A 26,236-nucleotide genomic window follows, 5' to 3' on the forward strand; every position below is an offset into this window, starting at 1 on the left:
CTGCCGTGGGCTGCTTACAGCCACTCTGGCTTGCAATATACTTGCGTGGCCGATATCGTCTGGCGGGGCGCAAATAGCGTCCATGACTATCGGTGCACATGGGAGCGGGAATGGAAGCAGAAGGGCGGCGGGAGCAGGCAGGGGCGCAGGCAAGTGCGCACATCCAGGCGCAGCAGGCGCCGGAGCAGGTGCGCGGCGATATCCTGGTGGTCGAGGACACGCCGGCATCGCTGCAATTGCTGTCCAAGCTGCTGACGGACGCCGGCTACCGCGTGCGCGAGGCGCCCAATGGCGAGCTGGCGCTGTGGAGCGCGCAGGCCCAGGCCCCCGAGCTGGTGCTGCTGGACATCCGCATGCCGGGCATAGACGGCTATGAAGTGTGCAGCCGCCTCAAGCGGATGCCCGGCCTCGAAGAAGTGCCGGTGATCTTCCTGTCCGCCCACAGCGACACGGACGACAAGCTGCGCGGCTTCCAGGTGGGCGGTGTGGACTTTATCTCCAAGCCTTTCCATTTCGAGGAAGTCAACGCGCGCGTGATGGCGCACCTGAAGATACGCCGCCTGCAGCAGCAGCTGGCCGCGCACAACGACCAGCTGCAGCGCGAGTCGCGCCAGCGCCTGGCCGAGATCGCGCACATGAACCGCAACGCCAGCGCGTCGGTGTATTGCGCCGCCCTGGTGCACGAGCTGAACCAGCCGCTGGCGGCCATCATGAGCAACGCCGAGGCGGCCGAACTGTTCCTGCAGATGACGCCGCCGGCGCTGGACGACGTGGAAGAGATCCTGGGCGACATCCGGCGCGACGACCGCCGCGCCAGCGAACTGATACAGCGCATGCGCGAGCTGCTGAAAAAATCCGACCCGGTGGCGCAGCGGCTGGACCTGAACGAGGCGGTGGCGCAGGTCATCGCGCTGCTGGGCAGCGAGGCGCGCATGCGGCGCGTGCTGCTGCAGGCCGAACCGGCCCCGGCGCCGCTGATGGTGTCGGCCGATCCGGTGCAGCTGCAGCAAATCCTGATCAACCTGGTGCTGAACGGCATGGACGCGATGGGCGCCGCGCCGCAAGGCATAGGCGCGGCGGATGCCGGCTGCGGCAAGCCGCGCCAGGTGGTGCTGCGCGCCGGAATGCGCGGCGACGGCATGGCCGAAGTGCTGGTGCGCGACTACGGCTGCGGCTTCAGCGCCAACCAGGAGCGCCTGTTCGAGAGCTTCTTCACCACCAAGGCGCACGGCATGGGGCTGGGCCTGTCCATTGCGGCGGCCATCGTGCAGGCGCACGGCGGGCGCATCTGGGCCGACAACAACCCGGACGGCGGCGCCACGGTGGGCTTTGCCCTGCCTTCCGCATCCGCAGCGGCCGGAGAGCAGCCATGAAAATCCATATCATCGACGACGACGAAGCGCTGCGCACCGCGCTGTCGCGCCTGCTGGGCGCGTGCGGCTACCGCGTCACCGTGTACGAGTCCGGCGACGCCTTCGTGCGCGCCGAAACCGGCGACGAGGCCGGCTGCATCCTGCTGGACGTGGACATGCCCGGCCTGAGCGGCCTGCAATTGCAGGATCTTTTGCGCTCCCGCAACAGCATCTTGCCCATCGTCTTCCTGACCGGCAACGGCGACATCGCCATGAGCGTGCGCGCCATCAAGGCCGGGGCCGAGGACTTCCTGTCCAAGCCCATCGCCAAGGAGGACCTGCTGGACGCCATCGGCCGCGCCATGCTGCGCTACGAGGCGGCGGCCGCGCACAACAGCGAGCTGAGCGGCCTGCGCAAGCGCGCCGCCACGCTCACCGCGCGCGAGCGCGAAGTGTTCGTGCTGGTGGTGCAGGGCATGCTGAACAAGCAGATCGCCTATGAGCTGGGCAACACCGAGCGCACCGTCAAGGCGCACCGCCACAGCCTGATGGAAAAGCTGGAGGCCGGTTCGCTGGCCGAGCTGGTGCAGATGGCGAACCGCCTGGGGCTGGCCCGAAAATAAAGTTGCATCATCGCCCCACCTGTACCAAAGGACACGTTACAGCCGTGTGAATTCTCCCTACAGTCATACCTATCGGTGCTTGCACCCAGAGGGATGGCGTCATGGAAACAGGAAAAATCGTCGTTGCCGTCGTCGAAAACGATGCGGGCATGCTCAAGGCGCTGGGCCGGCTGCTGCGCGCGGCCGGCTATATGGCGCAGCTGTACGCGTCGGCCGAGCTGTACCTGCAGCGCGACGACCACAGCGATATCACCTGTCTCATCCTCGACATCGACCTCGGCGGGCTGTCCGGCATCGAGCTGCAGCAGATGCTGGTCGGCGCCGGCAAGGCGCCGCCCATCGTCTTCGTTACCAGCCAGATAGACGGCGGCATGCAGGCCGCAGCCCAGCGCCTGGGCTGCCTGGCCTATCTGCGCAAGCCTTTCGACTCGCACGAACTGCTGGCGGCCTTGCAGCTGGCCGCGCACAACCACTGACCGGGGATGCACTATGAAAAACATCACGATTAAAGCGCGCCTGATCGCCGCCATGGCGTTTCTGTCGCTGCTGCTGGCGGCCATCGGGCTGGCCGGCCTGAACAGCCTGAGCCGGACCAACGCCGCCTTGCAAACCGTGTATGACGACCGCCTGGTGGCGATGGGCATGCTGAACCAGATCGGCACCGGCCTGCTGTACCAGCAGATCGGGCTGGGCAACGCGGTGGACGCCGCCGACGGCGCCCACACCGGCCTGCTGGAGCATGTGCGCAAGCGCGGCGCCGAGATCGACAAGGTGTGGGCGGCTTATATGGCCACCTATCTGACGCCGGAAGAAGCGGCGCTGGCCAAGACCTTCGCGGCGGCCAACGCGGCCATGCGCGAACAGGCCATGCAGCCGCTGGCGGCGGCGGTGGCGGCGGGCGAACGCGAACAGGCGGCGGTGCTGCAGCACCAGAAGCTGGACCCGGCCATGTCGGCGGCGGACAAGGCGCTCGACGCGCTGGTGGAGCTGCAACTGGTGGTGGCCAAGCAGGAATACGACGCCTCGCAGGCGCGCTACAGCACCTTCCGCGCCATCTCCATCGCGTCCATCGTGCTGGGCGTGGCGGTGGGTGCGGTGATGGGCTTCTGGCTGCTGCGCGCCATCCTCACGCCGCTGCGCAGCGCCATCGAGGTGGCCGAGGCGGTGGCGGCGGGCGACCTGACCCAGCGCATCGAAGTGCGCTCGAACGATGAGATGGGCCAGCTGACGGCCGCGCTGAAACGCATGAACGACAGCCTGGTGAGCATCGTGGCCGAGGTGCGGCAGGGCACGGAGACCATCACGGTGGCCTCGGGCGAGATCGCCAGCGGCAATGCCGACCTGTCCTCGCGCACCGAAACCCAGGCTTCCAGCCTGGAAGAAACCGCCAGCTCGATGGAGGAACTCACGTCCACCGTGCAGCACAACACCGAAAGCGCGCGCTCGGCCGACGCGCTGGCCCACGAGGCGGCTGCGGTGGCGCAGCGCGGCGGCGCGGTGGTGGCGCAGGTGGTGAGCACCATGGGCGCCATCAACCAGTCGTCCAACAAGATCGCCGACATTATCGGCACCATCGACGGCATCGCCTTCCAGACCAACATCCTGGCGCTGAACGCGGCGGTGGAGGCGGCACGGGCCGGCGAGCAGGGGCGCGGTTTCGCGGTGGTGGCGTCCGAGGTGCGCAACCTGGCGCAGCGTTCGGCGGCGGCGGCCAAGGAAATCAAGGAGCTGATAGGCCATTCGGTGGCCCAGGTGGGCGAGGGCAGCAAGCTGGTGGACCAGGCCGGCGCCACCATGCAGGAAGTGGTGCACAGCGTGGAACGCATGACGGGCATGATGTCGGCCATCCTGACGGCCAGTGTGGAGCAGTCCTCCGGCATCGAACAGATCAACCAGGCCGTGGCCGAGATGGACACGGTAACCCAGCAGAACGCGGCGCTGGTGGAGCAGGCGGCGGCCGCCGCCGAGTCGCTGCAGGACCAGGCGCGCGCGCTGGAGCAGGCGGTCAGCGTGTTCAGGCTGGACGGCGCCGCGGTGTCCCGCCAGGCCGCGTCGCGTCCCGCAGCCCGCCCGGCGCCGCGCGCCGTGCCTGCGGCCAAGCGCCCTGCGGCGCCGGCGATTGCGCGGTCCGCATCGGCCCCCGCATCGGCCCCCGCATCGGCCCCCGCATCGGCTGCGCGCCGCCTCGCTGCGGCCCCGGCTGCGGCGGACGGCGACTGGGAAGAGTTCTGATGCGGGTTCTGATGCGGCGGCCGGCGCGGCGCGCTACGGCCTGAAAGGAATGCCATGGGCACATTGAAATATCGGACGGGCTGCGCGGCCAAGCTGCGGGCCAGGGGCGAGATTTCGATTGCCCTGCTGGTGAGCGTGGCCGTGACGGCGGTGGTGACGCTGGTGCTGGCCGCCTTCGCCGTCTATTTCTACCAGAGCGAGAAAGCGCAGCGCTGGACCCGGCTGCGCGCCGAGCTGGCCGCCAGCGCCGGCGAAATGGCCGACGCGGCCGCGCTGCCGGTGTGGAATTACGACCACGCGCAGCTGGTCACCATCATGAAAAGCGGCTTGAGCAACCGGGGCCTGCACGCCAGCATGGTGGCGCCGGTGGGCGTGCCGCCCTACATCCTGGTGCGCGGCGAGGACGGCCGCCTGCACAGCGAAACCCAGCCGCCACAAGATCCGGAACTGCTGCAGGAGCGGCGCGACGTGCGCGCCCAGGGCCAGACCATCGCCAGCATCACCCTGTACGCCTCGCCGGCCGCGCTGCTGGCTGAACTGCGCAGCCGCAGCTACGCCATCGCCGGCATGATACTGGCGCTGGACCTGGCCCTGGTGGCCGGGCTGTACCTGGTGCTGTGGCATATGATGCTCAAGCCGGTGCAGGCCATCGGACGCTACGCTGCCGACGTCAAGGCCGGCCTGAACCCGGCCGCGCCGGCGCCGCGCGCCTGGCTGTTCGGCGAACTGAAAGTGCTGATGGCTTCGCTGCGCGAAATGATCGCGCTGCTCGACAGCCGCTACCGTGCCATGCACGCCAGCGAGCAGCGCCTGCAGATCGCCACCCGCGCGGCGGCCATCGGCATCTGGGACTGGGATATCCAGAGCGGCGCGGTGGAATGGGACGACCAGATGTACCGCCTGTTCGGCGTCGAGCGCGCGCAGGTGGAGTCGCCCATGCAGTTGTGGCTGGACATGCTGCATCCCGACGACAAGGACCGCACCCCCGCCGCGCTGCAGCGCACGCTGGAGTGCGGCGAAGAGTTCGACCGCGAATTCCGCCTGGTCTGGCCGGACGGCACGGTGCGTCATATCCAGGCCGATTCCATGGTGTTCCGCGACGCCGGCGGCAAGGCGCTGCGCATGGTGGGCGTGAACTACGACATCAGCGCGCACAAGGCGGCGCAGGAGGAACTGCGCCAGCACCGCCACCACCTGGAGGAGCTGGTGGTGGAGCGCACGCGCGCGCTGTCGGTGGCGGTGGCGCAGGCGCAGGCGGCCAGCCAGGCCAAGAGCGTGTTCCTGGCCAATATGAGCCACGAGCTGCGCACGCCGCTCAACGCGGTGATCGGTTTTTCGCGCCTGATGGCCGGCTCGCCCAGCATGCAGCCGGAGGAGAAGCGCAACCTGGGCATTATCCACCGCTCCGGCCAGCACCTGCTCACGCTGATCAACGACATCCTGGAGCTGTCCAAGATCGAGGCCGGGCGCATAGCGCTGCAAAGCGAACCGGTGCTGCTGTCGGAGATGCTGCAGGAGGTGATGGACATGGTGAGCATGCGCGCCGGGCCGGACGTGGCGCTGCGGCTCGACAGCCAGCAACTGCCGCTGCGCGCCCAGCTGGACGGCACCAAGCTGCGCCAGGTGCTGCTCAATCTGATGTCCAACGCCGTCAAGTTCACCCGCGCCGGGCGCATCACGCTGCAGGCGCGCGCCAGCTGGATAGACGCGGATGGCGGCGGCTATGGCCACTGGCTGCTGGCGTTCGCCGTGAGCGACACCGGCCCCGGCATCGCGCCGCAGGACCAGGAGCGCATCTTCGAGCCCTTCGTGCAAGCCGCGCAGGACGGCGCGGCCGAGGGCACCGGCCTGGGCTTGCCGATTTCGCGCGAATTCGTGCAGCTGATGGGCGGCTCGCTCACGGTGCAGTCTGCGCTGGGCGAGGGCGCGGAGTTCCGCTTTGCGGTGCCGGCCGGACTGGCGCAAGGCGGGGCGGCCGGCCACGACGGCCAAGAGTATGATGGGGATTGCGCCGAGCTGCAGAGCATCGATGGCGGCGCGGCGCCGCCGACGGCGGCGGACCTGGCGGCGCTGCCGGGCGAAACCGCCGGTGCGCTGCGCGACGCGGTGCTGCAGCTGAACCTGGCGCGCGCGGCGCAGTTGCTGGCGGAGCTGCCGCCCGCCTGCGCCGGCACGGTGGCGGCCATCGAGGCCATGTTGGCGCGCCACCAGTACCCCGAGCTGTGCGCCATGCTGGCGCCGGCTCTGACTGAACATTAGAGAGGGCGGCACAATGATGCAGCGCGCGGACCATAGCTCCAGCGGCGAAATCCTGGTGGTGGAAGACACCCCGGCCTCGCTCAAGCTGCTCAGTGAATTGCTGGGTAATGCCGGCTACCTGGTGCGGCAGGCGCCGGACGGCGAGCTGGCGCTGTGGAGCGCGCAGGCCCGTCCGCCCGAGCTGATACTGCTCGACATCCGCATGCCCGGCATCGACGGTTTCGAGGTGTGCCGCCGCCTGAAGGCCGATCCCGCGCTGAGCGATATTCCCGTCATTTTTCTGTCCGCCCAGTACGACACCGACGACAAGGTGCGCGGCTTCCAGGCCGGCGCGGTGGACTTCATCGCCAAGCCCTACCAGTCGGAGGAGGTGCTGGCGCGCACCCGCGCCCACATCCACCTGGCGCGCGCGCAGCAGGCGCTGGCCGCCAGCAATGCGCAGCTGACGCGCACACTGGAGGAGCTGGGCACGGCGCGCGCCGAGATCGTGCGCTCGGAGCGGCTGGCGGCGCTGGGCGCGCTGGTGGCGGGCGTGGCGCATGAGCTGAACACGCCCATAGGCAACAGCGTGCTGGCCGCGAGCGCGCTGCAGGACCGCAGCAGCGCCTTTTTCGGCGGCATTGAACACGGCGTGAAACGTTCCGAGCTGGAGCGTTTCGGTGCGGACACCGAGCACGCCACCACCCTGTTGCTGCGTAACCTGCACAAGGCGGCCGACCTGATCGAGTGCTTCAAGCAGGTGGCGGTGGACCAGACCAGTTCGCAGCGCCGCAGCTTCGAGCTGGCCACGCTGGTGGACGGCATGGCCAAGACGCTGGCGCCGTCCTTGCGCGCGGCCGGCGCCGAGCTGCGGGTGGAAGCGGCCGGGGGACTTGCCATGGACAGCTATCCCGGCGCGCTGTGCCAGGTGCTGACCCAGCTCACCAGCAATGCGGTGCTGCACGCGTTTGCGCAGCCCGATTCTGCTTCCCGGCCCGCGCCGGGCGCCATCACCATACGCATGGCGGCCGACGGCGGCGCGGTGCGGCTGGAGTTCGAGGACAACGGCGCCGGCTTCCCGGCCGGCGGCCTGGCGCGCGCTTTCGAGCCTTTCAACACGGGCAGCATGGGCCGCAGCAGCGGCCTGGGGCTGCATATCGTGCACAACCTGGTGACCAATGTACTGGGCGGCGCCATCGAACTGGCCAGCGCGCCCGGCCGCACCCGCTTCGCCATGCGGCTGCCGCTGGACGCGCCGGCCCTTGGGCGGGCGTCCAATCTATGGTAGGGTGGCGAGCGAAGCCATATAGGAGGGGACGCGGGTGATGCATCGGGATTTGTCGGAACAGTCCAGCAAGGGGGAAGTGCTGATCGTGGAAGACACGCCAGCCTCGCTCAAGCTGCTCAGCGACCTGCTGACGGAGGCCGGCTACTACGTGCGCCAGGCGCCGAACGGTGAACTGGCGCTGTGGACTGTGCAGTCGCGCCCGCCCGAACTGATACTGCTGGACGTGCGTATGCCCGGCATAGACGGCTTTGAGGTGTGCCGCCGGCTGAAGGCCGCGCCGGCCACGGCCCATGTGCCCGTGATCTTCCTGTCGGCCCAGCACGACACCGACGACAAGGTGCGCGGCTTCGCCCTGGGCGGCGCGGACTTCGTGGCCAAGCCCTTCCAGGCCGAGGAAATCCTGGCCCGCACCGACGCCCAGGTGCGCCTGGGCCGCGCCCAGCTGGCGCTGGCGGCGCAGCGCGCGCTGCTGGAACAGCGGGTGCGCGAGCGCACCGCCGAACTGGCCGAACTGGCCGCCTCGCTGGAACGGGAAGTGGAGCGCCGCCGCGCCAGCGAGGACAGCATGCGCCTGGCCTCGCGCGTGTTCGCCGCCACCCAGGACGCCATCGTCATCGCCGACGCGCAAGGCGTGATCGTGGCCACCAACCCGGCGTTCTCCACCATCTCCGGCTACGCCAGCGGCGAAATGGTGGGGCGCCACGTCACCACGCTGCACACGGTGCAGCAGAACACCGCCGCCTACGAGGCCATGCAGGCCACGCTGGCCGGGCACGGCCACTGGTCCGGCGAGATGCTGGCGCGGCGCAAGAACGGCGCCACCTTCCCCGGCCTGCTCAGCGTGTCGACCGTGATGGGCGAGAACGGCGCGGTGGAGAATTACATCGTGGTGTTCATGGACATCACCGAGCGCAAGGCCGAGCAGCACCTGATCGACTTCCTGTCCTATCACGACGCGCTGACCGGGCTGCCCAACCGCATGCTGGCGCGCCAGTGTTTCGACGAGGCGCAGGCGGCCGCGCAGCGCAACGGCCATTGCGTGGCGGTGCTGTGCCTGGACCTGGACCGCTTCAAGAGCATGAACGATTCCTACGGTGCGCAGGTGGGCGACCAGGCCTTGCAGGCGGTGGCGCGCCTGCTGCGCGGCTGCGTGCCGGAGGGGGCCACCGTGTCGCGCCAGGGCGGCGACGAGTTCCAGATCATCATGGCCGACGACGCCCAGCTGAGTGCGACGATGGCGTCCGCCCAGGCCATCCTGGCGCGGCTACGGGCCGGCGTGCAGCTCGACGTGCAGGCCGGCACGCAAGCGCAGCCGGGCCAGCACGCCTCGCTGACCACCAGCATCGGCATCGCCGTGTGGCCGGCCGACGGCGCCACGCTGGACGAGCTGCTGCGCAACGCGGACACCGCGCTGTACCGCGCCAAGGAAGTGGGGCGCGACAACTACGCCTTCTTCACCGAGCGCATGGACGCCGACATCCGCGCCAAGCTGGCGATCCAGACGCAGCTGCGCGGCGCCATCGGGCGCGGCGAATTCGAAGTGCACTACCAGCCGCAGATGTGCTTGCGCACCGGCGCCATGCTGGGCGCCGAGGCGCTGCTGCGCTGGCACAACCCGGTGCTGGGCCAGGTGCCGCCCAACCGCTTCATTCCGCTGGCCGAGGAATACGGCCTGATCGCGCCCATCGGCCTGTGGGTGGTCGACACCGTATGCGCGCAGATCGCGGCCTGGCAGGCGGCCGGGCTGGGCACGGTGAAGGTGGCGGTCAACCTGTCCGGCAGCCAGTTCGCGCACGACGGCACGGTGGCCAGCGTGGAGCAGGCGCTGCGCCGCCACGGCGTGCAGCCCGCCTCACTGGGGCTGGAGATCACCGAAGGCACGGTGATGGGCGACCCGGACAAGGCCGTGGCCGCGCTGGCCCGCCTGAAGGACATCGGCGTGGCCATTTCGCTGGACGATTTCGGCACCGGCTATTCCTCGCTGGCCTATCTGAAGCGCTTCCCCATCGACGTGCTGAAAATCGACAAGTCCTTCGTCGACGACGTCACCAGCAAGGCCAGCGACGCGGCCATTGCGCTGTCGGTGATCTCGCTGGCGCACAACCTGAACATGCGCGTGATCGCCGAGGGCGTGGAAACGCGCGAGCAGGTCGAGTTCCTGGCCGCGCACGGCTGCGACGAAATGCAGGGCTACTACTTCAGCCGGCCGCTGGCGGCCGGCGCCTACACCACGCTGCTGCGCGAGAAGCGCATGCTGCAGCTTTGACCTAAAGGATAGTCATGAAGAAAACCGGTGCCGCCCTGGCAGGCCCGCTGGCCGCCGCATGCATGCTGCTGGCCGCTTCCGCGTTTACCTCCGCCTCCGCCCGCGCCGACGACGGCGCCGCCTTCAAGGCGCTGTACACCGAGGAATGGCAATGGCGCATGGGCCAGCGCCTGGAGGACGACGAGGACGACGTCAACGGCATCCGCCCCGACCTGCCGCGCATCGACGCCGCCACCCAGCAGGCGCGCCTGGCCTACTGGCAGCGCGTGCTGGCCAGGCTGGACGCCATGTCGCCCGCCACGCTGCCGCCCGCGCAGCGCATCGACTACGCCGTCTACCGCGCCCAGATCGCGGCGCTGATCGAGAACCAGCGCTTCCGCGAATACGAGAAGCCGCTCAATTCCGATTCGGCGTTCTGGTCCAACATCGCCGGCGAAGCCGATAAACCCTTCCGCACCGACGCCGAATACGCGGCCTATGTGCGCCAGCTGAACGACATGCCGCGCTACTTCGCCGAGGCCACCGCCAATATGCGCGCCGGCCTGGCGCGCGGCTTCACGCCGCCGCGCGTGACCCTGCAGGGGCGAGACAAATCCGTGGCCGCCGTGGCCGAGGAAACCGTGCTGGAGAAGCTGGCTTACTACCGCCCGTTCAAGGACATGCCGGCCACCATACCGGTGGCGCGCCAGGCCGAACTGCGCGCCGCCGCGCTGAAGGCGCTGCGCGAGTCCGTGGTGCCGGCCCACCAGCGCTTGCTGGCCTTCCTGCGCACCGAGTATGTGCCCAATGCGGCCGAAGCGCTGGCCGCCGAGCGCCTGCCGGACGGCAAAGCCTATTACCAGTCCAAGATCACCGAATACACCACCACCACGCTGAGCGCCGAGCAGATCCACCAGACCGGCCTGGCCGAAATGGCCAAGATCCGCGCCGAGATGCTGGAGGTGATCAAGCAGGTGGGCTTCCAGGGCGGCCTGCCGGAATTCCTGCAGTTCCTGCGCAGCGATCCGCGTTTCTACGCGCGCACGCCGGAAGAGCTGCTGATGCGCGCGGCCTACATTGCCAAACGCTTCGACGGCAAGGTGGCCAATTATTTCGGCTACCTGCCGCGCAGCCGCTTCGCCATCACGCCGGTGGCGCCGGAAATTGCGCCGTACTACACCTCGGGCCGTGGCGGCCCCGGCGTGTACATGGTGAACACCTATAATCTGCCGGCCCGTCCGCTGTATAGCCTGCCCGCGCTGACGCTGCACGAATCGGCTCCCGGCCACGCTTTCCAGATGCCGATCGCGCTGGAGCAGAAGGGCCGTCCGGCCTTCCGCAACGCCTATATTTCGGCCTACGGCGAGGGCTGGGCGCTGTACACCGAGCGCCTGGGCGTGGAGATGGGCATCTACGAAACGCCGTATGAAATCTTCGGCATGCTGAGCTACCAGGCCTGGCGCGCGTCGCGCCTGGTGGTGGACACCGGCGTGCACGCCAAGGGCTGGACCCGCGAGCAGGCGCAAGCCTATCTGCGCGAGAACACGGCGCTGTCCGAGCACGAAGTGGCGACCGAGATCGACCGCTATATCTCTTGGCCGGGGCAGGCGCTGTCCTACTACCTGGGGCAGATGGCCATCATGGAGGCGCGCAAGAAGGCGGAAACGGCGCTGGGCGCCAAATTCGACATCCGCGCCTTCCACGACACGGTGCTCAACCTGGGTTCAGTGCCGCTGCCGGTGCTGCACGCGCGCATCGACGCTTTCATCGCGGAAGGCGGCAAGAGCCCGTATCCCAAGGAGGACTGAGCGTGTAAGCTCACTTCGTACGCGCATTTTTGCGGCCGGGCCCGCAACGTACTACACTAGGTACAGGAGGGCTCCCATGGCCAGCAAAATCACGCATCGCGGCGTTGCCATCGTCACCCTGGACGAGGGCGAAGCCGTGTTGCAGCACTGCACGCAGAATTGTATTGCCATCCGGCACGACGATGCTGGCTGGTGGACCTGCTTTGTCGGCCCGAACGGCGAAGTGGACGATTACGACCAGCCATTCCCCAGCCGGGACGAGGCGGTATGGGCCGCCAAGGCCGCCGCCGAGTTCGGCATCTGACCTGTTGCAACTGCCCAGCTGCTACGCGGCTTCCGCCTCCAGCGCCTTGCCGATCACGATGGCGAAGCCGACGAACATCAAACTCAGGTTGCGCAGTTCGCCCACGGCGGCAAACAGCACAAACAGCGGCAGGTTGACGGCCGCCGCCAGCAGCATGTGCTGGCGCACCTCCCGGGGGCTGGCGCGCCAGCCGCGCGCAAACACCGTGGCAATCAGCAGCAGCGTCAGCACAAAGGCCTGGCGCGGCCCCATGATGCCGTAGGTCAGCTCCATCTGGCTGTAGGTGCGCACGGACAGGTAGGCGGCCAGGTTGTCGCCCAGGTGGAGTTCGACCGGGGCGCCGCCCGCGCCCGCAAAATGCAGCTTGACGGCGGCGTTCACCAGCCCGGACACCAGCAGCGCCGCCGCCGCAATGGCCAGCGCCTTCCTGCGCGGGCAGGCGGCCAGCAGCAGCGGCAGCAGCGTGAGGATATAGAAGAAAAACGATTCCTTGTTCAGCGTTGCGGGGGCAATGATGGCGAAAAACCAGCCCATGCGCCGGCGCGACACCAGCAGATAGGCCAGGCTGAAAAACAGCAGTTCGGCCGTATCGTAGAAATAGCCGCCTATGGTTTGCAGATAGGGAAATCCCAGCGCCAGCACCGTGGGGGCGATGATGGCCGCCAGCCTGCCCACGCCGGCGTCCAGCGCGATGCAGTGCAGCAGGAGCAGGCTGGCCAGCAGCGACAGGAAGGACAGGTAGTACACCACCACGTAGCGGAAGCCGAACGCGGGGTTGGCGGCGCCGCTGGTCTTGGTGTAGACCTTGCCGGGATTGAGCTTGTCCGCCAGGCGCGCCTGGATGCTTTCGGGCACGACGCGCGCCGCGCCGTTGGCCAGCATGGGCAGCAGCTGGCGGTAGACGAAGGGGCGGTCCGCGCTGGCGTCCAGCATGGCTTGCAGCGAGAAGCGCGCGGTGTTGTCGCGCATGCCCCATTTGCCGATGTAGCCGGAAAAGCTGGCCGCCGCCACCATCCAGAAAAAAGTGCAGTGCAGCAGCAGCGACAAACAGCTGGACCAGGCCAGCTTTTGCCAGGTCAGTTTCAATGTGGATAGCATGGCGGACTCCCGGCGGGGACGGTCCGGCCAATATTCCACGCCGCCCGGCAGGCGGACTACGAATGCGTCAACAGTGCTGCAGATTGCGCTTTATTGCACACCGAGCGCGGACAGCAGCTTGCCGATGTCGGCGCGGTAGAACTGCTGCCGCATGCGGTAGGGCTCTGCGCACGGCACGGCCAGCGTGCCGCCGTCCTTCAGGCCCAGCACCAGCTGATGGCGCGCGGTGCAGGCGGCCGCCATGGTGTCGCCGGTGGCCGGGTGGCCGAATACGGGCAGGCTTTCTATCGACGTGACGTAGATATCCTGGCGGAAGGTCTTGCAGGCAGCCATGCCGTCCAGTATCACGCCGTCCGAGGTTTCGGTCGTGCCGCTGCGGCCGCCGCAATCGTCGTTCATCAGCTTGACGACGGCGCGCAGCACCATGGCGTCGCGCACGGCTTGCGACGGGGGCTGCGGCGCGGCCAGGCCGGTGCCGGCGAACATGGCTTGCCATTGCTGCTCCATGGGGCCGCCCGCGCCCAGGAGCAGCGGCAGCCAGCGCGGCTGGCAGGACGGGCTGCCCGCGCCGCATTCCATCGCTTGCGCAAAGTCCGGCTGTCCGCCTTGCCGCAGGCTGCGGTAGAAGGCGTTGATGCGCGCCACCGGCGCTTCGCCGCCCTGGCGCGCCGCCAGCGCGTACACGTAGGCGGGCAGGCCGCATTTGTATTCCAGCCGGTTCACGCCAATCTGGCGCGGCGTGAGCTGGCGCCAGCTTTTCGTGTCGCTGTACAGGATGCAGGCGGCCAGGGCTTCGTCCAGTTCTTCCGCAGCCTGCGCGGGCGTGAGCCAGCCGTTGTGCAGCGACGCCATCCAGCGCAGGAACTCGCCGCCGCCCTCGTGGATCAGGCGCGCGTCAGGGTAGTTGTCGACCGCGTCGCGCAGCTGGAAGCGGTGGCTGAATTCGTGGGCCACCAGCAGCGTGGCCTTGGCCTGCACGCTGGGGGAGGGATCGCGGGGCCAGTTGTACAGGGCCAGGCGCAGCACGTCGCTGGCGTCGCCGCCGACGTAGGGCGTGCCGGGCGCGGCGACGAAGGCTGCCGCCACGACGGGGCGCCGGAAGACGGCGTCCGGCATGGCGCGGCGCAGGTAGGCCACGGTGCCGTCGGCGACGGTCTTGATATTGGCCACGGTGGCCGGGGACAGGCGCGGGTCGAAGTAGCTGGGCGTTTCGCGGTCCTGCTGCGGCAGCGGGGCGGCCAGCAGCAGGGCGGGCGTGTCCGCGCCGGATTCCGCCGGAGCTGTGTCGCGGTAGGCGCGGCCGTTGGCGGCGATGCCGGGCGCGGCGAAGCGGTAGCTCACCTTGCCGCAGCCGTCGCCCACCGCGTAGTTGGACAGGTGGGTGTACACGCCCTGGCCCATGGGGAAGGCGGCGGAATAGCCCGCCTGGCGGATGGCGGCGGGGACGCGGAAGCGCAGCACCGGGCAGGACTCGCCGCTGCGGGCGAGCTGGCTGGCGTCCGCCGTGCCGCACTGGTCCAGCGCCTGCCAGCCGGCCCGCGTTACGCGGCCGGCCTCGCCGTTTTTGTCGAAGGGCAGCGCGCGGCAGGCGGCGGGCAGCGTGTAGCTGACCTCGAGCGCGTCGTTGGACAGCAGTTTTACTTGTACATCAACCTCTGCTTGCGCCGCTGGCGCCAGCAGGAACAGCGCAATACGCAAAAACCGCATGTATGGTCCCGAATGAAATAATCGCAGGCGCGAACGATATCATATAAGCAAGCATCAATCACGCCAAAAACGGTCGAACAGCGGCTTGACGCTGATGCCGTGCACCGCGATGGAAAGCATGATGACCACCAGCGTAATGTCGATCAGATCCCTGGCCAGCCCCTGCGGCAGCCCGTGGTTGATGGCGTACATGAGGTAGTACACCGAGCCGATGCCGCGCACCCCGAACCAGGCGCTGATGCCGCGCACCCGGCCGCGCGCGCTGGAGCGCCACAGGCCGATATAGACGCTCAGCGGCCGCGCCACCGCAAACAAGAACAGCGCCGTGCTCCACGCGCGCCAGTCCCAGGCCTGGGCCGTGACGGCGCCGCCCAGCAGCAGCACCAGCGTGAGCTCGGACAGGCGCTCCAGGTGTTCCTTGAAGATCAGCGACTCGCCGCTGACGGTGAGTGTGGTCTCGGCCGCCCCTTCGGCGGCGGACGGCGGGCCCGCATGCGCGGTGCTGGCCGGCGGCGCCTTGAGCAGGCCGTGCCTGTCCTTGGGCGCCCCGGCCAGAACTAGCTCGGTCTGCCGCAGCGCCACGCCGGCGAAGAACACGGCCAGGAAACCCCAGGCGTGCAGCCACAGGCTGGCGCCGTACACCACCGCGATCAGCCCCAGGCCCACCAGGTCGTCCAGCACCTCGTGCCGGGGATCCTTGCCGCGCAGCTCCCAGCCCAGGCGCGCCAGCGCCGCGCCGCCCGCAATGCCGATCAGCACCGCGCCCGCCGTGCCCCACAGCACGTCCAGCAGCGCCCAGCGCCAGCCGGACTCGCCCAGGTCGTGCAGGCCCAGCAGGCCCAGGCCCAGCATCACAAAAGGGAAGGCGCTGCCGTCGTTCATGCCGGCCTCGCAGGTGAGGGCGAAACGCAGCTGGTCCTTGTCGCCCGCGTGGCGCACCTGCACGTCGGTGGCCAGCACCGGGTCGGTGGGCGCAAGGATGGCGCCCAGCAGCACCGCCGCGCCGAGCGGCAGGCCCAGCACCAGGGTGCCGAAGGCGGCCATCAGGCCCACGGAGATGCTCATGGACAGCCACGCCAGCCGCAGCGACGGGGCCCAGCGGGCCAGCGAAAACGGCACCGGCATTTTCACGCCGGCCGAGAACAGCGAAACCAGCACGGCCAACTCGGTCAGCACATCCAGCATGCCGGCCTGGGCGTAGGGATCGACCGCGAACACGCCCAAAAACGCCGGCCCCAGCGCCAGCCCGACGCCGAGATAGACGATGGCCGACGTGACCGGCAGGCGCGACAGCGTGGTGGCCGCCAGGCCGCGCGCCAGCATCAGGCAGCCGATCAGGATAAACCAGAGAGTGGTACTCATGCTTGAGCAATATACGCGATGCCTGCTTGCAATGGCGCGGCATTGCTTCGTGCGCCATTTTGGTGCGTTTGGGCCGTATTGGTGCGGCTGGCGCGGCGTCTTGCGGGGGAATAGCACGCCAGTGCTGGCACGCTACTTGCGTAATGAATGTCCAGTACAACACGAGACACGACAACCGCTACATGCCAGACACCGCCGACCGCGCAAACGCGCTTTATAGCGCTAACAGCAGCGCTACCAGCCAGCCCCCAGGCTCCTGCCTGCCGGGGACGGGCGGCGCTGCGCCGGAGCAAGGGCACGCGCCCTGGCAGGCCAGCCTGTCGCTGCGCTTCGCGGACGACCACGGCACCACGCGCCTGGTCGAGCGGCGCCACAGCGGTCCGCTGCGCGTGCAGAAGGCGCTGTATCCGGAGGGCGGCGCGGTGTGCCACGCCATCGTCGTGCATCCGCCGGGCGGCGTGGTGGGCGGCGACCAGCTGGCGCTCAACGCGGCGGTAGGCGAGGGCGCGCGCGCTTTCCTCACCACGCCGGGCGCGGCCAAGTGGTACAAGGCCAACGGCAAGGTGTCGCGCCAGAGCGTGCGCCTGCAGGCCGGCGCCGGCGCCAGCATCGAGTGGATGCCGCAGGAGACCATCTTCTTCGACGACGCCCACGTGGAGCTGGAGCAGGACATCACGCTGGCGGCGGACGCCAGCTTCATCGGCTGCGAAATCCTCTGCATGGGCCGGCGCGCTTCCGGCGAATCGTTCCGCAGCGGCCGCGTGGTGCAGCGCACCCGCATCCGCCATGGCGCCAGGCTGCTGTGGTGGGAGCAGGGCGCGCTGACGCCGGACGGCGTGGCCAGCCCGCTGGGCATGGACGGCTACAGCGTCTGCGCCACCATGCTGGCCGTGGGCGCGCCGCTGCCGGCCGGCGTGCTGGCGCAACTGCGCAGCGACGGCGCCGAAGCGGTGGCTGCCTCCGGCGCCGGCGGCGCCAGTTTTGGCGCAACCCAGATGAAAGGCCTGCTGTGCGTGCGCCATCTCGGCCACGACAGCGAGGCTGCACGCGAAATCATGCTGGCCGCGTGGCGCACGCTGCGGCCGCACCTGCTGGGCCGCGCGGCCTTCGATCCGCGCAGCTGGCGCACTTAGGAAAATCATGGACCTGACCCCACGCGAAAAAGACAAGCTGCTGATCTTCACCGCCGCCCTGCTGGCCGAGCGCCGTCGCGCACGCGGCCTGAAGCTGAACTATCCGGAGGCGGTGGCGCTGATCTCCGCCGCCATCATGGAAGGCGCGCGCGACGGCCGCACCGTGGCCGAACTCATGTCCGAAGGCGCCACCATCCTGACGCGCGCCGACGTCATGGAGGGCGTGCCCGAAATGATCCCCGACATCCAGGTTGAAGCCACCTTTCCGGACGGTTCCAAGCTGGTCACCGTCCACCACCCCATCCCCTGATCCCTGAAGGAGCACATCATGATCCCTGGTGAATTCATGCTCGAAGAAGGCGAGATCGGCCTTAACCAAGGCCGCGAAACCGTCACCGTCGTTGTCGCCAACCGGGGCGACCGCCCCATCCAGGTCGGCTCGCATTTCCACTTTTTCGAGGTCAATCCCGCGCTGGCGTTCGAGCGCTGGAAAGCCTACGGCATGCGGCTGAACATCGCCGCCGGCACCGCCGTGCGTTTTGAACCGGGCCAGACCCGCACCATAGAACTGGTGAAGCTGGCCGGCGACCGCGTGGTGCACGGCTTTAACGGCGCCGTCAACGGCAAGCTGTCCGACACTCCGCCCAAGGCCTGACGATGGCGACTATCCCGCGCGCAGCCTATGCTGAAATGTACGGCCCCACGACCGGAGACCGCATCCGCCTGGCCGACACGGAACTGTTCATCCAGATCGAGCATGACTACGCCATCCACGGCGAGGAAGTGAAGTTCGGCGGCGGCAAGGTGATACGCGACGGCATGGGCCAGTCGCAGCGTCCGCATGCGGACGTGATGGACACCGTCATCACCAACGCCGTCATCCTGGACCACTGGGGCATCGTCAAGGCCGACATCGGCCTGAAGAACGGCTTGATCGCCGCCATCGGCAAGGCCGGCAACCCGGACATCCAGCCGGGCGTGACGATGGCCATAGGCGCGGCCACCGAGATCATCGCCGGCGAGGGCCTGATCGTCACCGCCGGCGGCATCGACTCCCACATCCACTTCATCTGCCCGCAGCAGATCGAGGAAGCGCTGATGAGCGGCGTGACCACCATGCTGGGCGGCGGCACCGGCCCGGCCGTGGGCACGGCCGCCACCACCTGCACGCCGGGGCCGTGGCATCTGCACGCCATGCTGAGCGCGGCGGACGCTTTCCCCATGAACCTGGGTTTCCTCGGCAAGGGCAACGTGAGCCAGCCCTTGCCGCTGGAGGAACAGGTGCGCGCCGGCGCCATCGGCCTGAAGCTGCACGAGGACTGGGGCTCCACCCCGGCCGCCATCGACAACTGCCTGACCGTGGCCGACCGCATGGACGTGCAGGTGGCCATCCACAGCGACACGCTGAACGAGGGCGGCTTCCTGGAGCACACGCTGGCCGCGTTCAAGGACCGCACCATCCACACCTTCCACACCGAAGGCGCGGGCGGCGGGCATGCGCCCGACATTATCGCGGCGGTGGGGCAGGGCAATGTGCTGCCTTCGTCCACCAATCCCACGCGGCCCTACACCGTCAACACGCTGGACGAGCACCTGGACATGCTGATGGTGTGCCACCACCTGGACCCGGCCATCGCCGAGGACGTGGCCTTCGCCGAGTCGCGCATCCGGCGCGAGACCATCGCCGCCGAGGACATCCTGCACGACATCGGCGCCATCTCCATGATGTCGTCCGATTCGCAGGCCATGGGACGGGTGGGCGAAGTGATCATGCGCACCTGGCAGACCGCGCACAAGATGAAGGTGCAGCGCGGCTCGCTGGCCGAAGACGGCGCGCGGCACGACAACTTCCGCGCCAAGCGCTACATCGCCAAGTACACCATCAACCCGGCCATCACGCACGGCATTTCGCACGTGGTGGGCTCGCTGGAAGTGGGCAAGATCGCCGACATCGTACTGTGGAAGCCGGCCTTCTTCGGCGTCAAGCCGTCCATGATCTTAAAGGGCGGCATGATCGCCGCCGCGCAGATGGGCGACCCGAACGCCTCCATCCCCACGCCGCAGCCGGTGCATTACCGCATGATGTTCGGCGCCTTCGGCGGCGGCCTGCGCAAGTCCTTCACCTTTGTATCGCAGGCCGCGTTCGACGCCGGCATAGGCGAGCAGCTGCGGCTGCAGAAGCAGACCATCGCGGTGAAGAATATGCGCACGCTGCGCAAGAGCGACATGATCCACAACGGCGCCACGCCGCATATGGAGGTCGATCCCGAAACCTATGAAGTGCGCGCCGACGGCCAGCTGCTGGTCTGCGAGGCGGCCGCCGTGCTGCCGATGGCGCAGCGCTATTTCCTGTTCTGACGAGGTTCACCATGCTTACCCTGCACACCAAGATTGCCCCGGCCGACATTGCCGATATTGCCGATGCCGCCGGCGCGGCGGCGCTGCTTGTGCTGCCTTACGAGCTGCGCGAAAAATGCCGTCTGCGCGCGGTGCTCAGCACCGGCGAGGAAGCGGCCGTGTTCACCGTGCGCGGCACCGTGCTGCGCGACGGCGACCTGCTGACCGGCGAGGACCGCAGCCGCGTGGTGAAGGTGGTGGCCGCGCGCGAGCCGACCTACAAGGTGACCTGCGCGGACGCCCACACGCTGCTGCGCTGCGCCTTCCACCTGGGGAACCGCCACACGCAGGCGCAAGTGGGCGACGGCTTCCTGCGCATCCGCGCGGACGCCGTGCTGAAGGACATGCTGGCCGGGCTGGGCGCGAACGTGGTGGCGGAAGACGCGCCCTTCGAGCCGGAGTCGGGCGCTTACGGCGGCGGCCATGGCCACAGCCACGACGGCCACGGCGCGCATCCGCTGGCGCCCATCCCGCTGCGCCAGAAAATCCACCGCCCCGGAGACAGCGCGCGATGATGCACGCCACGGCCCTGCTGCATCTGCTGCAATTCGCCAGCCCCGCGCTGCCGATAGGTGCATACAGCTATTCGCAGGGACTTGAGGCCGCGCTGGAGGCGGGCACGGTGCACAACGCCGACACTGCGCGCGCCTGGATCGCGCGCCAGTTGCGCGAGGTGATGGCGCAGTGGGAGGCGCCGGTGTGCTGGCGCTTGATGCAGGCCTTCCAGCAGCGCGACGCGCAGGCCGTGGCGTTGTGGAGCGAGCGTTTCCTGGCCTCGCGCGACACCGCCGAATTCCGCGCCGAGACGCTGCAAATGGGCTTCTCGCTTTCACGCCTGACGGCAGAACTGGGCATCGCCGACGCGGCCGTCATCGCCATGCTGCCGCCGGAAAGCGAGCTGGCGCTGCCGGTCGCCTACGCCTGCGCCGTCGCCGCGCTCGATATCCCGCACCAGGAGGCGCTGCTGGCCATGCTGTTCGCCTGGGCCGAAAACCAGGTGCTGGTGTGCGTCAAGTCCGTGCCGCTGGGGCAGGTGGCGGGGCAGCGCATGCTGCTGTCGCTGCGGCCCGACCTGGAAGCGGCCGCGCAGCGCGCGCAGCAGCTGGCAGACGACGATTTGAGCAACTGGGCGCCGGGCTTGTCGCTGTTGTCGATGCGGCACGAGGTCCAGTACAGCCGCTTATACCGATCTTAAAAAGGAATCATCATGACCCAATCGAAACCGCCATCCAATCCGCTGCGCGTCGGCATCGGCGGCCCGGTCGGCTCCGGCAAGACCGCGCTGTGCGAAATGCTGTGCAAAGGCATGCGCGACCACTATGACATGGCCGTCATCACCAACGACATCTACACCAAGGAGGACATGGAGATCCTGCTGCGCGCGGACGCCTTGCCCGCCGAACGGCTGATGGGCGTGGAGACCGGCGGCTGCCCGCACACCGCCATCCGCGAGGACGCCTCGATCAACCTGGAAGCCATCGCCCGCATGCAGGCGGACTTTCCGGACCTGGACCTGATCCTGGTGGAGTCCGGCGGCGACAACCTGGCCGCGACCTTCAGCCCCGAGCTGTCCGACCTCACCATCTACGTGATCGACGTGGCCGGCGGCGAGAAGATTCCGCGCAAAGGCGGGCCGGGCATCACGCGTTCGGATCTGCTCATCATCAACAAGACCGACCTCGCGCCGCACGTCGGCGCGGACCTGGGCGTGATGGCGCGCGACGCCCGCCAGCAGCGCGGCACCCGGCCTTTCCTGTTCACCAATCTGCGCAGCGGCGAGGGCGTGGAGTCCGTGATTGACTTTATTCGAGAGCAAGGCCTGCTGGAGCAGGCATACAAGGAGCAAGCATGACATTACGACTGAATTCCCGCAAAGCGCTGCTGGCGCTGCTGGCCGCCGGCCTGTGCCTGCCGGCGCTGGCCCATCCGGAGGCGTCGCACGGCGCCGCGCATGTGCACGCCGCAGCCCAGGCTGGCTGGGAGGGTTGGGCGCAGGCCTTCCAGGACGGTTTCCTGCACCCCTTCACCGGCTTCGACCATTTGCTGGCCATGCTGTCGGTGGGCATCTGGAGCGCGCACCAGGCGCAGGGCAAGGCGTTGCCGCTGGTCTTCCTGGCGGCCATGCTGCTGGGCGCGCTGAGCGGTGTTGCGGGCGCCACCATCCCCGGGCTGGAAACCGGCATCGCCGCCACCGTGGTGCTGGCGGGCGTGCTGATCGCCATGGCCACGCGTTTGCCGCTGGCGGCCGGCGCGGCGCTGATCGCGGCCTTCGCCGTCCTGCACGGCAATGCGCACGGCCACGAACTGCCGCTGGCGGGCAGCGCCTTCGGTTTCCTGGCCGCGAGCGGCGTGCTGATGCTGGTGGGACGCTGGTTCGGCCGGGCGGCCGAGCTGGGCATGGTGCGCATCACCGGCGCGGGCATCGCCGCGACCGGTGTGCTCTTGATGGCGGCTTAAGTCCGGGCGGCCTAGTTCGGCTTGCGCTCGGACAACACGATGGGCGCCGCGTTTTCCGGATGCAGGCCCTGGTGGCCTGCGTAGGCGGCGCGGATGGCGGCCATGTCGGCCTCCTGGTCGCCGGTCAGCACCAGATGGTTGACCAGGCCCAGCGTCTTGTTCGGGTAGTCGATATACACCAGGCACAGCGGCACATTGGCCGCCAGCGCCAGGTGGTAGAAACCGCTTTTCCAGCTGTCGCGGTAGCCGCGCGTGGCTTCCGGGGTAATGCCCACCCAGTACCAGTCGGCCGCGTTCATGCGCTCGGCCTGGCGCTGTATCATGCCGGTCTTGGCGCTGCGGTCCACCGGCTCGCCGCCCATGGCGCGGAACCACTTGCCGAGCAGCGGAATCTTGAACAGCGAGTCCTTGGCCAGCCAGCGGAACGGCAGGTCCAGCGTCCACTTGCCGAAGATGCCGACCATGAAATCCCAGTTCGAGGTGTGCGGGTAGACCACCGCAATGCCGCGCGGGCCGGGCAGCGGCCGGTACAGGATGCGCCAGCCGAACGCCATCAACATGCGCAGCGCAATACGCTGGCCCAGCTTGGGCAGGTCTGCCGGATTTAGTTGATCTTTGTTCATGGTTGGTCTGCTTGCCTGTCGGAAAAAGTGCGCCGGTATTCTATCCGGGTGGCCCGCCTGCGGCAAGCACGGCCGCGCCGCTGCACGCCAGACGCGCTGAAAACAACGCTCAGCAATATCGCCTCTGGTACAGTCTTCATTGCCGTTTTGTCACTATTGCAGCTCAGACCGGCACCGGAGACAATAAATGACAACAAAAACCTTGCTTTGCCTGAGCTTGGGCGCGCCCGCGTCCGCCATGCCACGCCAGCTGGACGGCTTGCTGCCCGGCTGGGAATTGTGTCTCGCCGCCAGCCTGCGCGATGCCGCCCGGCAGCTGCGCCTGCGTCCTCTCAGTGTAGGACTGTTGCTGCTGGAATACGAGCCGGCCGGGCCGGGCGCGGCGGTGGCCGCGCTTGCCGCAGCGACCGCCGCCGCGCTGGCCGAGCTGGACGCTTTTCTGCGCCAGCATCACTGGCTGCACTGGATCGCCGTGTGCCACCGGCCGCTGCTCCAGCACGAGGCGGGCCGCCAACTGGTGGGCGAGCATTGCTGCGATTTCCACACCTGGCCGCTGGACAGCGCGCGCTTGCGCCATACGCTGGGCCACGCGCTCGGCCTGGCGGCCTTGCGCGCCGTGCCGTTTCCGCCCTTGCCGCAGCGCGGCGCCGCTGGAATCAACGGCGCAGCGGTGGGCAGGGAGGCCGCCGCCGGGCAGACAACGGGACAACTGGTGGGCCATACGCCCGCCATGCGGCGCTTGCACGGCCAGATTGCGCGCGTGGCCCCGGCCGACGCGGCGGTGCTGATCTGGGGCGAGAGCGGCACCGGCAAGGAGCTGGTGGCGCACGCCATCCACGCGCGCTCGGCCGCCGCCGCCGGACCGTTCGTGGCCGTCAACTGCGCCGCCATCGCGCCCAGCCTGGCGCAGTCCGAGCTGTTCGGCCATATGCGCGGCGCCTTCACCGGCGCCGCGCAGGACAGGCGCGGCCTGCTCGAGTCGGCCGACGGCGGCACCATCTTCCTCGACGAGATCGGCGATTTGCCGCTGGAGCTGCAAGCCAATCTGCTGCGCTTCCTGCAGGAGAAGTCCGTGCTGCGGGTGGGCGCCAACCGCAGCGTGCCGGTGAACGCGCGCGTGATCGCCGCTTCCCATGTGGATCTGGAGGCGGCGGTGGCGCGCGGCGCGTTCCGCCAGGATTTGTATTACCGCCTCAACGTGCTGTCGCTGGCGGTGCCCGCGCTGCGCGAACGCAAGGACGACCTGCCGCTGCTGGCGGACCATTTCTTCGAACGCTACGCGGCGGAGCGCGCGCCGCGCATACGGGGCTATAGCGGCGCCGCGCTGGCTGCGCTGCGGCGGCACGACTGGCCCGGCAATGTGCGCGAGCTGATCAACCGCATCCGGCGCGCGCTGATCATGGCCGAGGGCAGGCTGATCCAGCCGGAGGACCTGGGCCTGGCCGGGGCGGCGGCGCCGGACGGCTGCGAGCCGCTGGGCGGCGCCCGCGTGCGCGCCGAGCGGCAGGCGATAGAGGGCGGGCTGGTGCAGGGCAAGAGCATGACCCAGGTGGCCGAGGAGCTGGGCGTGTCGCGCATGACCTTGTACCGTCTGATGGCCAAGCACGGCATTTCCAACCCGGCCCGCGTGCGCGGCAAGTAGCGCCGCGCCCGCCACAGCCGCGTTACAGCCCCGGCGCCGGCGCCGCCCAGTTAAATCAAGCGTTTGCCTCCGGAGGCGTTGCCCGGGCTCGTCACAGAAGTGTGACGCGGCCACCCGGACCGGTCCGCTCGGAACCTGTTACTTTATAAAAAATTCAATAATATCAATGGCTTGCGGCGGTTATCGCTGCTGGCACCAAGCTTGCAATCCATGCTCTGACCGGGCATATCCCGGCGACTCTTTCAACTTAACCTGGTGAGGCATGGAAATGAAGAAAACAATGCTGGCAACAACCATAGCGCTGCTGTGCTGCGCAAGCGCATATGCCCAAAGCGATCCTGAAACCAACGCCGATGCCATGGCGCGCGCCCTGTCCGACAGCAAGGCGGCGGCGGACCGTGGCGCAACGGCAACCTCGAATTTGAGCAACTCGTTCAATACCTCGTCGGCCACGGCGATCAGCCGGCTGAACGGCGAGGTCAGCGGCAACGCGGTGCATCACATCGGCAATACCGCCAACAACTGGGGCGGCAGCAATGGCGGCGCCGGGGCCGGCGGAGTGGGCGGACAGGCGATCGGCGGCTCGAACCGGGGCGCGGGCGGCGGTAACGGCGCCGAGGCCTATGGCGGCGACGGCGGACGCGGCGCCAGCGCCTATGGCGGCGACGGCGGCGACGGCGCATCCGGCGGCCGCGCCCGCAACGGCAGCGCCAGCAGCGGCAGGGCCTACGGCGGCGAAGCGTATGGCGCGAATGGCGGCAGCGGCGGCAGCGCTTCCAACGCCACCAGCGGCCGGGCCGGCGAAGGCGGTGCGGGTGGCAACGGCGGCAACGGCGGCCGGGCGGGCGCCAGCACGGGCGGCGCAGGCGGCAGCGGCGGCGCAGGCGGTCTGGCTTATGGCGGCAACGGCGGCGCCACCGGCAATGCGCGCGGCGGCGCGGGCGGGGACACGGGCGCGGCACGCGGCGCGGCCGGCGGCGACGGCGGCCGTACCGGTGCGGCCTATGGCGGTGCGGGCGCCAGCAGCGGCGCGGCCGGCCATGGCGGCGCCGGCGGCAGCTCGGGTGAAGTCTATGGCGGCAACGCGTCGGCCCAGCAGTACGCCACCGGCGGCAATGTGCAGAACGGCGGCGCCACGGGCACCGCCACGGCTAGCGGCACGCCGGACGGCAGCGGCGGCTCGGTGGGCGGCGGCCAGAGCGCCACCGCAACGGCGGGCACGGCCACCGGCGGGGCGGTCAGCCCCGGCACCAATAGCGCCACCTCGGGCGCATCGACTTCCGGCGGCGCTGGCTCAGGCGCTGCCGGCGGCGGTTCCGGCGCCGGCGGCGCGGGCGCTGCGGCCAGCAATACGGGCGGGGCCGGTGCTGCGGGCGGCACCAACACCAGCGGTGCGGGCGGCGCGGGCGCCATGGCCAGCAATACCGGCGGCGCCGGGGCGGCGGCAACCGGCGGCGGCGGCGGCGCAGGTGCGGCCGCGGGCAACGGCTCCAGCAGCGGCGGTGCAGGCGCAGCGGGTGCGGCGGGCGGCACGGGCGGCAACAGCGGCATGGCCTCGAACACCGGCGGCGCCGGTGCGGCAGGCGGCAGCGCCACCGGCGGCACCGCTACCAGCGGTTCGGCCAGCAACGGCAGCGCGACGGCCGGTGACGGCGGCGCGGGCGGTGCGGGCGGCGGCGGCAACACCGGCGGTTCCGGTGCGGCGGGCGGCGCGGCCACGGCAGGCG

General features: G+C 69.1%; 23 protein-coding genes. 19 read left to right on the forward strand and 4 right to left on the reverse strand.

The features are described 5' to 3' along the window. Positions 1-110: 110 nt before the first annotated feature. The 9 genes from AC07S4_RS27280 to AC07S4_RS27320 all read left to right on the forward strand — a co-directional run bounded on the left by AC07S4_RS27280 (position 111) and on the right by AC07S4_RS27320 (position 12,090). The gene (locus tag AC07S4_RS27280; protein WP_494989593.1) at positions 111-1,373 is read left to right on the forward strand and encodes a sensor histidine kinase; all 1,263 of its coding nucleotides are present in this window, start codon (positions 111-113) and stop codon (positions 1,371-1,373) included. Beyond that, positions 1,370-1,975, forward strand: a complete 606-nt coding sequence (locus AC07S4_RS27285; RefSeq protein ID WP_494989594.1) for a response regulator transcription factor — start codon at positions 1,370-1,372, stop codon at positions 1,973-1,975. The genes AC07S4_RS27280 and AC07S4_RS27285 overlap by 4 nt, the downstream gene beginning before the upstream one ends. A gap of 101 nt (positions 1,976-2,076) precedes the next feature. After that, complete coding sequence (locus tag AC07S4_RS27290) at positions 2,077-2,451, forward strand: response regulator transcription factor (RefSeq protein WP_161073580.1); 375 nt, start codon at positions 2,077-2,079, stop codon at positions 2,449-2,451. Positions 2,452-2,464: 13 nt separating this feature from the next. Next, positions 2,465-4,207, forward strand: a complete 1,743-nt coding sequence (locus AC07S4_RS27295; RefSeq protein WP_494989595.1) for a methyl-accepting chemotaxis protein — start codon at positions 2,465-2,467, stop codon at positions 4,205-4,207. A 54-nt stretch (positions 4,208-4,261) separates the two neighbouring features. Continuing rightward, the gene (locus tag AC07S4_RS27300; RefSeq protein ID WP_494989596.1) at positions 4,262-6,466 is read left to right on the forward strand and encodes a PAS domain-containing sensor histidine kinase; all 2,205 of its coding nucleotides are present in this window, start codon (positions 4,262-4,264) and stop codon (positions 6,464-6,466) included. A 13-nt stretch (positions 6,467-6,479) separates the two neighbouring features. Continuing rightward, entirely contained in the window at positions 6,480-7,733 is a 1,254-nt protein-coding gene (locus AC07S4_RS27305; protein ID WP_494989597.1) for a sensor histidine kinase, read from the forward strand. 37 nt (positions 7,734-7,770) lie between these two features. Further along, on the forward strand, positions 7,771-9,999 hold the full coding sequence (locus tag AC07S4_RS27310; RefSeq protein ID WP_494989612.1) for an EAL domain-containing response regulator: 2,229 nt from the start codon (positions 7,771-7,773) through the stop codon (positions 9,997-9,999). A 14-nt stretch (positions 10,000-10,013) separates the two neighbouring features. After that, positions 10,014-11,786 (forward strand): DUF885 domain-containing protein, encoded by a 1,773-nt coding sequence (locus AC07S4_RS27315; protein ID WP_494989598.1) that lies wholly within the window; start codon positions 10,014-10,016, stop codon positions 11,784-11,786. 76 nt (positions 11,787-11,862) lie between these two features. Continuing rightward, positions 11,863-12,090, forward strand: a complete 228-nt coding sequence (locus AC07S4_RS27320; protein ID WP_161073585.1) for a hypothetical protein — start codon at positions 11,863-11,865, stop codon at positions 12,088-12,090. A 21-nt stretch (positions 12,091-12,111) separates the two neighbouring features. On the opposite strand, the gene AC07S4_RS27325 is transcribed toward AC07S4_RS27320, so the two are convergent. From AC07S4_RS27325 to AC07S4_RS27335, 3 genes are all read right to left on the reverse strand, one after another. Next, positions 12,112-13,188, reverse strand: a complete 1,077-nt coding sequence (locus AC07S4_RS27325; protein ID WP_494989599.1) for a hypothetical protein — start codon at positions 13,186-13,188, stop codon at positions 12,112-12,114. 90 nt (positions 13,189-13,278) lie between these two features. Next, positions 13,279-14,895 carry a hypothetical protein gene (locus AC07S4_RS27330; RefSeq protein ID WP_494989600.1) on the reverse strand — a complete coding sequence of 539 codons (1,617 nt, stop codon included), beginning with the start codon at positions 14,893-14,895 and terminating at the stop codon, positions 13,279-13,281. Positions 14,896-14,949: 54 nt separating this feature from the next. After that, positions 14,950-16,257 (reverse strand): cation:proton antiporter, encoded by a 1,308-nt coding sequence (locus tag AC07S4_RS27335; protein ID WP_494989601.1) that lies wholly within the window; start codon positions 16,255-16,257, stop codon positions 14,950-14,952. A gap of 182 nt (positions 16,258-16,439) precedes the next feature. On the opposite strand from AC07S4_RS27335, the gene AC07S4_RS27340 reads away from it, so the two are divergent. Genes AC07S4_RS27340 through AC07S4_RS27375 form a run of 8 tightly spaced genes read left to right on the forward strand, consistent with a single transcriptional unit; the run spans position 16,440 to position 22,244 of the window. Beyond that, positions 16,440-17,390, forward strand: coding sequence for an urease accessory protein UreD (locus AC07S4_RS27340; protein WP_494989602.1), 951 nt, complete (start codon positions 16,440-16,442; stop codon positions 17,388-17,390). Between the two features lie 7 nt (positions 17,391-17,397). Continuing rightward, positions 17,398-17,700, forward strand: coding sequence for an urease subunit gamma (locus AC07S4_RS27345; RefSeq protein WP_161073590.1), 303 nt, complete (start codon positions 17,398-17,400; stop codon positions 17,698-17,700). Between the two features lie 18 nt (positions 17,701-17,718). Beyond that, positions 17,719-18,045: an urease subunit beta gene (locus AC07S4_RS27350; protein WP_161073591.1), complete on the forward strand. Its 327-nt coding sequence runs from the start codon at positions 17,719-17,721 to the stop codon at positions 18,043-18,045. A gap of 2 nt (positions 18,046-18,047) precedes the next feature. After that, positions 18,048-19,748 carry an urease subunit alpha gene (gene ureC, locus AC07S4_RS27355; RefSeq protein WP_494989603.1) on the forward strand — a complete coding sequence of 567 codons (1,701 nt, stop codon included), beginning with the start codon at positions 18,048-18,050 and terminating at the stop codon, positions 19,746-19,748. Between the two features lie 11 nt (positions 19,749-19,759). After that, the gene (ureE, locus tag AC07S4_RS27360; protein WP_494989604.1) at positions 19,760-20,302 is read left to right on the forward strand and encodes an urease accessory protein UreE; all 543 of its coding nucleotides are present in this window, start codon (positions 19,760-19,762) and stop codon (positions 20,300-20,302) included. After that, complete coding sequence (locus AC07S4_RS27365; RefSeq protein ID WP_494989613.1) at positions 20,302-20,982, forward strand: urease accessory protein UreF; 681 nt, start codon at positions 20,302-20,304, stop codon at positions 20,980-20,982. The genes ureE and AC07S4_RS27365 overlap by 1 nt, the downstream gene beginning before the upstream one ends. 12 nt (positions 20,983-20,994) lie before the next feature. Further along, entirely contained in the window at positions 20,995-21,639 is a 645-nt protein-coding gene (ureG, locus tag AC07S4_RS27370) for an urease accessory protein UreG (protein WP_494989605.1), read from the forward strand. Continuing rightward, entirely contained in the window at positions 21,636-22,244 is a 609-nt protein-coding gene (locus tag AC07S4_RS27375; protein ID WP_494989606.1) for a HupE/UreJ family protein, read from the forward strand. Before ureG ends, AC07S4_RS27375 begins: the two co-directional genes overlap by 4 nt. Positions 22,245-22,255: 11 nt before the next feature. Here AC07S4_RS27375 and AC07S4_RS27380 read toward each other — a convergent pair whose 3' ends face one another. After that, complete coding sequence (locus AC07S4_RS27380) at positions 22,256-22,867, reverse strand: 1-acyl-sn-glycerol-3-phosphate acyltransferase (RefSeq protein ID WP_494989607.1); 612 nt, start codon at positions 22,865-22,867, stop codon at positions 22,256-22,258. Positions 22,868-23,054: 187 nt separating this feature from the next. Here AC07S4_RS27380 and AC07S4_RS27385 point away from each other — a divergent pair, with 187 nt between their 5' ends. After that, positions 23,055-24,509: a sigma-54 dependent transcriptional regulator gene (locus AC07S4_RS27385; RefSeq protein ID WP_494989608.1), complete on the forward strand. Its 1,455-nt coding sequence runs from the start codon at positions 23,055-23,057 to the stop codon at positions 24,507-24,509. 268 nt (positions 24,510-24,777) lie between these two features. Continuing rightward, on the forward strand, positions 24,778-26,236 hold a 1,459-nt coding region (locus AC07S4_RS27390), incomplete at its 3' end, for a hypothetical protein (protein WP_494989609.1).

Source organism: Pseudoduganella sp. GW821-FHT05F09 (genome assembly GCF_059419605.1).

Excerpts from the sequence above, each read along its gene's own strand:
- AC07S4_RS27305 (WP_494989597.1), top strand. The coding sequence starts at position 6,480 with ATGATGCAGCGCGCGGACCATAGCTCCAGCGGCGAAATCCTGGTGGTG.
- AC07S4_RS27310 (WP_494989612.1), top strand. The coding sequence starts at position 7,771 with ATGCATCGGGATTTGTCGGAACAGTCCAGCAAGGGGGAAGTGCTGATC.
- AC07S4_RS27340 (WP_494989602.1), top strand. The coding sequence starts at position 16,440 with ATGCCAGACACCGCCGACCGCGCAAACGCGCTTTATAGCGCTAACAGC.
- AC07S4_RS27295 (WP_494989595.1), top strand. The coding sequence starts at position 2,465 with ATGAAAAACATCACGATTAAAGCGCGCCTGATCGCCGCCATGGCGTTT.
- AC07S4_RS27315 (WP_494989598.1), top strand. The coding sequence starts at position 10,014 with ATGAAGAAAACCGGTGCCGCCCTGGCAGGCCCGCTGGCCGCCGCATGC.
- AC07S4_RS27325 (WP_494989599.1), bottom strand. The coding sequence starts at position 13,188 with ATGCTATCCACATTGAAACTGACCTGGCAAAAGCTGGCCTGGTCCAGC.
- AC07S4_RS27365 (WP_494989613.1), top strand. The coding sequence starts at position 20,302 with ATGCACGCCACGGCCCTGCTGCATCTGCTGCAATTCGCCAGCCCCGCG.
- ureG (WP_494989605.1), top strand. The coding sequence starts at position 20,995 with ATGACCCAATCGAAACCGCCATCCAATCCGCTGCGCGTCGGCATCGGC.
- AC07S4_RS27285 (WP_494989594.1), top strand. The coding sequence starts at position 1,370 with ATGAAAATCCATATCATCGACGACGACGAAGCGCTGCGCACCGCGCTG.
- AC07S4_RS27320 (WP_161073585.1), top strand. The coding sequence starts at position 11,863 with ATGGCCAGCAAAATCACGCATCGCGGCGTTGCCATCGTCACCCTGGAC.
- AC07S4_RS27335 (WP_494989601.1), bottom strand. The coding sequence starts at position 16,257 with ATGAGTACCACTCTCTGGTTTATCCTGATCGGCTGCCTGATGCTGGCG.
- AC07S4_RS27330 (WP_494989600.1), bottom strand. The coding sequence starts at position 14,895 with ATGCGGTTTTTGCGTATTGCGCTGTTCCTGCTGGCGCCAGCGGCGCAA.
- ureE (WP_494989604.1), top strand. The coding sequence starts at position 19,760 with ATGCTTACCCTGCACACCAAGATTGCCCCGGCCGACATTGCCGATATT.
- AC07S4_RS27375 (WP_494989606.1), top strand. The coding sequence starts at position 21,636 with ATGACATTACGACTGAATTCCCGCAAAGCGCTGCTGGCGCTGCTGGCC.
- AC07S4_RS27290 (WP_161073580.1), top strand. The coding sequence starts at position 2,077 with ATGGAAACAGGAAAAATCGTCGTTGCCGTCGTCGAAAACGATGCGGGC.
- AC07S4_RS27385 (WP_494989608.1), top strand. The coding sequence starts at position 23,055 with ATGACAACAAAAACCTTGCTTTGCCTGAGCTTGGGCGCGCCCGCGTCC.
- AC07S4_RS27345 (WP_161073590.1), top strand. The coding sequence starts at position 17,398 with ATGGACCTGACCCCACGCGAAAAAGACAAGCTGCTGATCTTCACCGCC.
- AC07S4_RS27350 (WP_161073591.1), top strand. The coding sequence starts at position 17,719 with ATGATCCCTGGTGAATTCATGCTCGAAGAAGGCGAGATCGGCCTTAAC.
- ureC (WP_494989603.1), top strand. The coding sequence starts at position 18,048 with ATGGCGACTATCCCGCGCGCAGCCTATGCTGAAATGTACGGCCCCACG.
- AC07S4_RS27280 (WP_494989593.1), top strand. The coding sequence starts at position 111 with ATGGAAGCAGAAGGGCGGCGGGAGCAGGCAGGGGCGCAGGCAAGTGCG.
- AC07S4_RS27380 (WP_494989607.1), bottom strand. The coding sequence starts at position 22,867 with ATGAACAAAGATCAACTAAATCCGGCAGACCTGCCCAAGCTGGGCCAG.
- AC07S4_RS27300 (WP_494989596.1), top strand. The coding sequence starts at position 4,262 with ATGGGCACATTGAAATATCGGACGGGCTGCGCGGCCAAGCTGCGGGCC.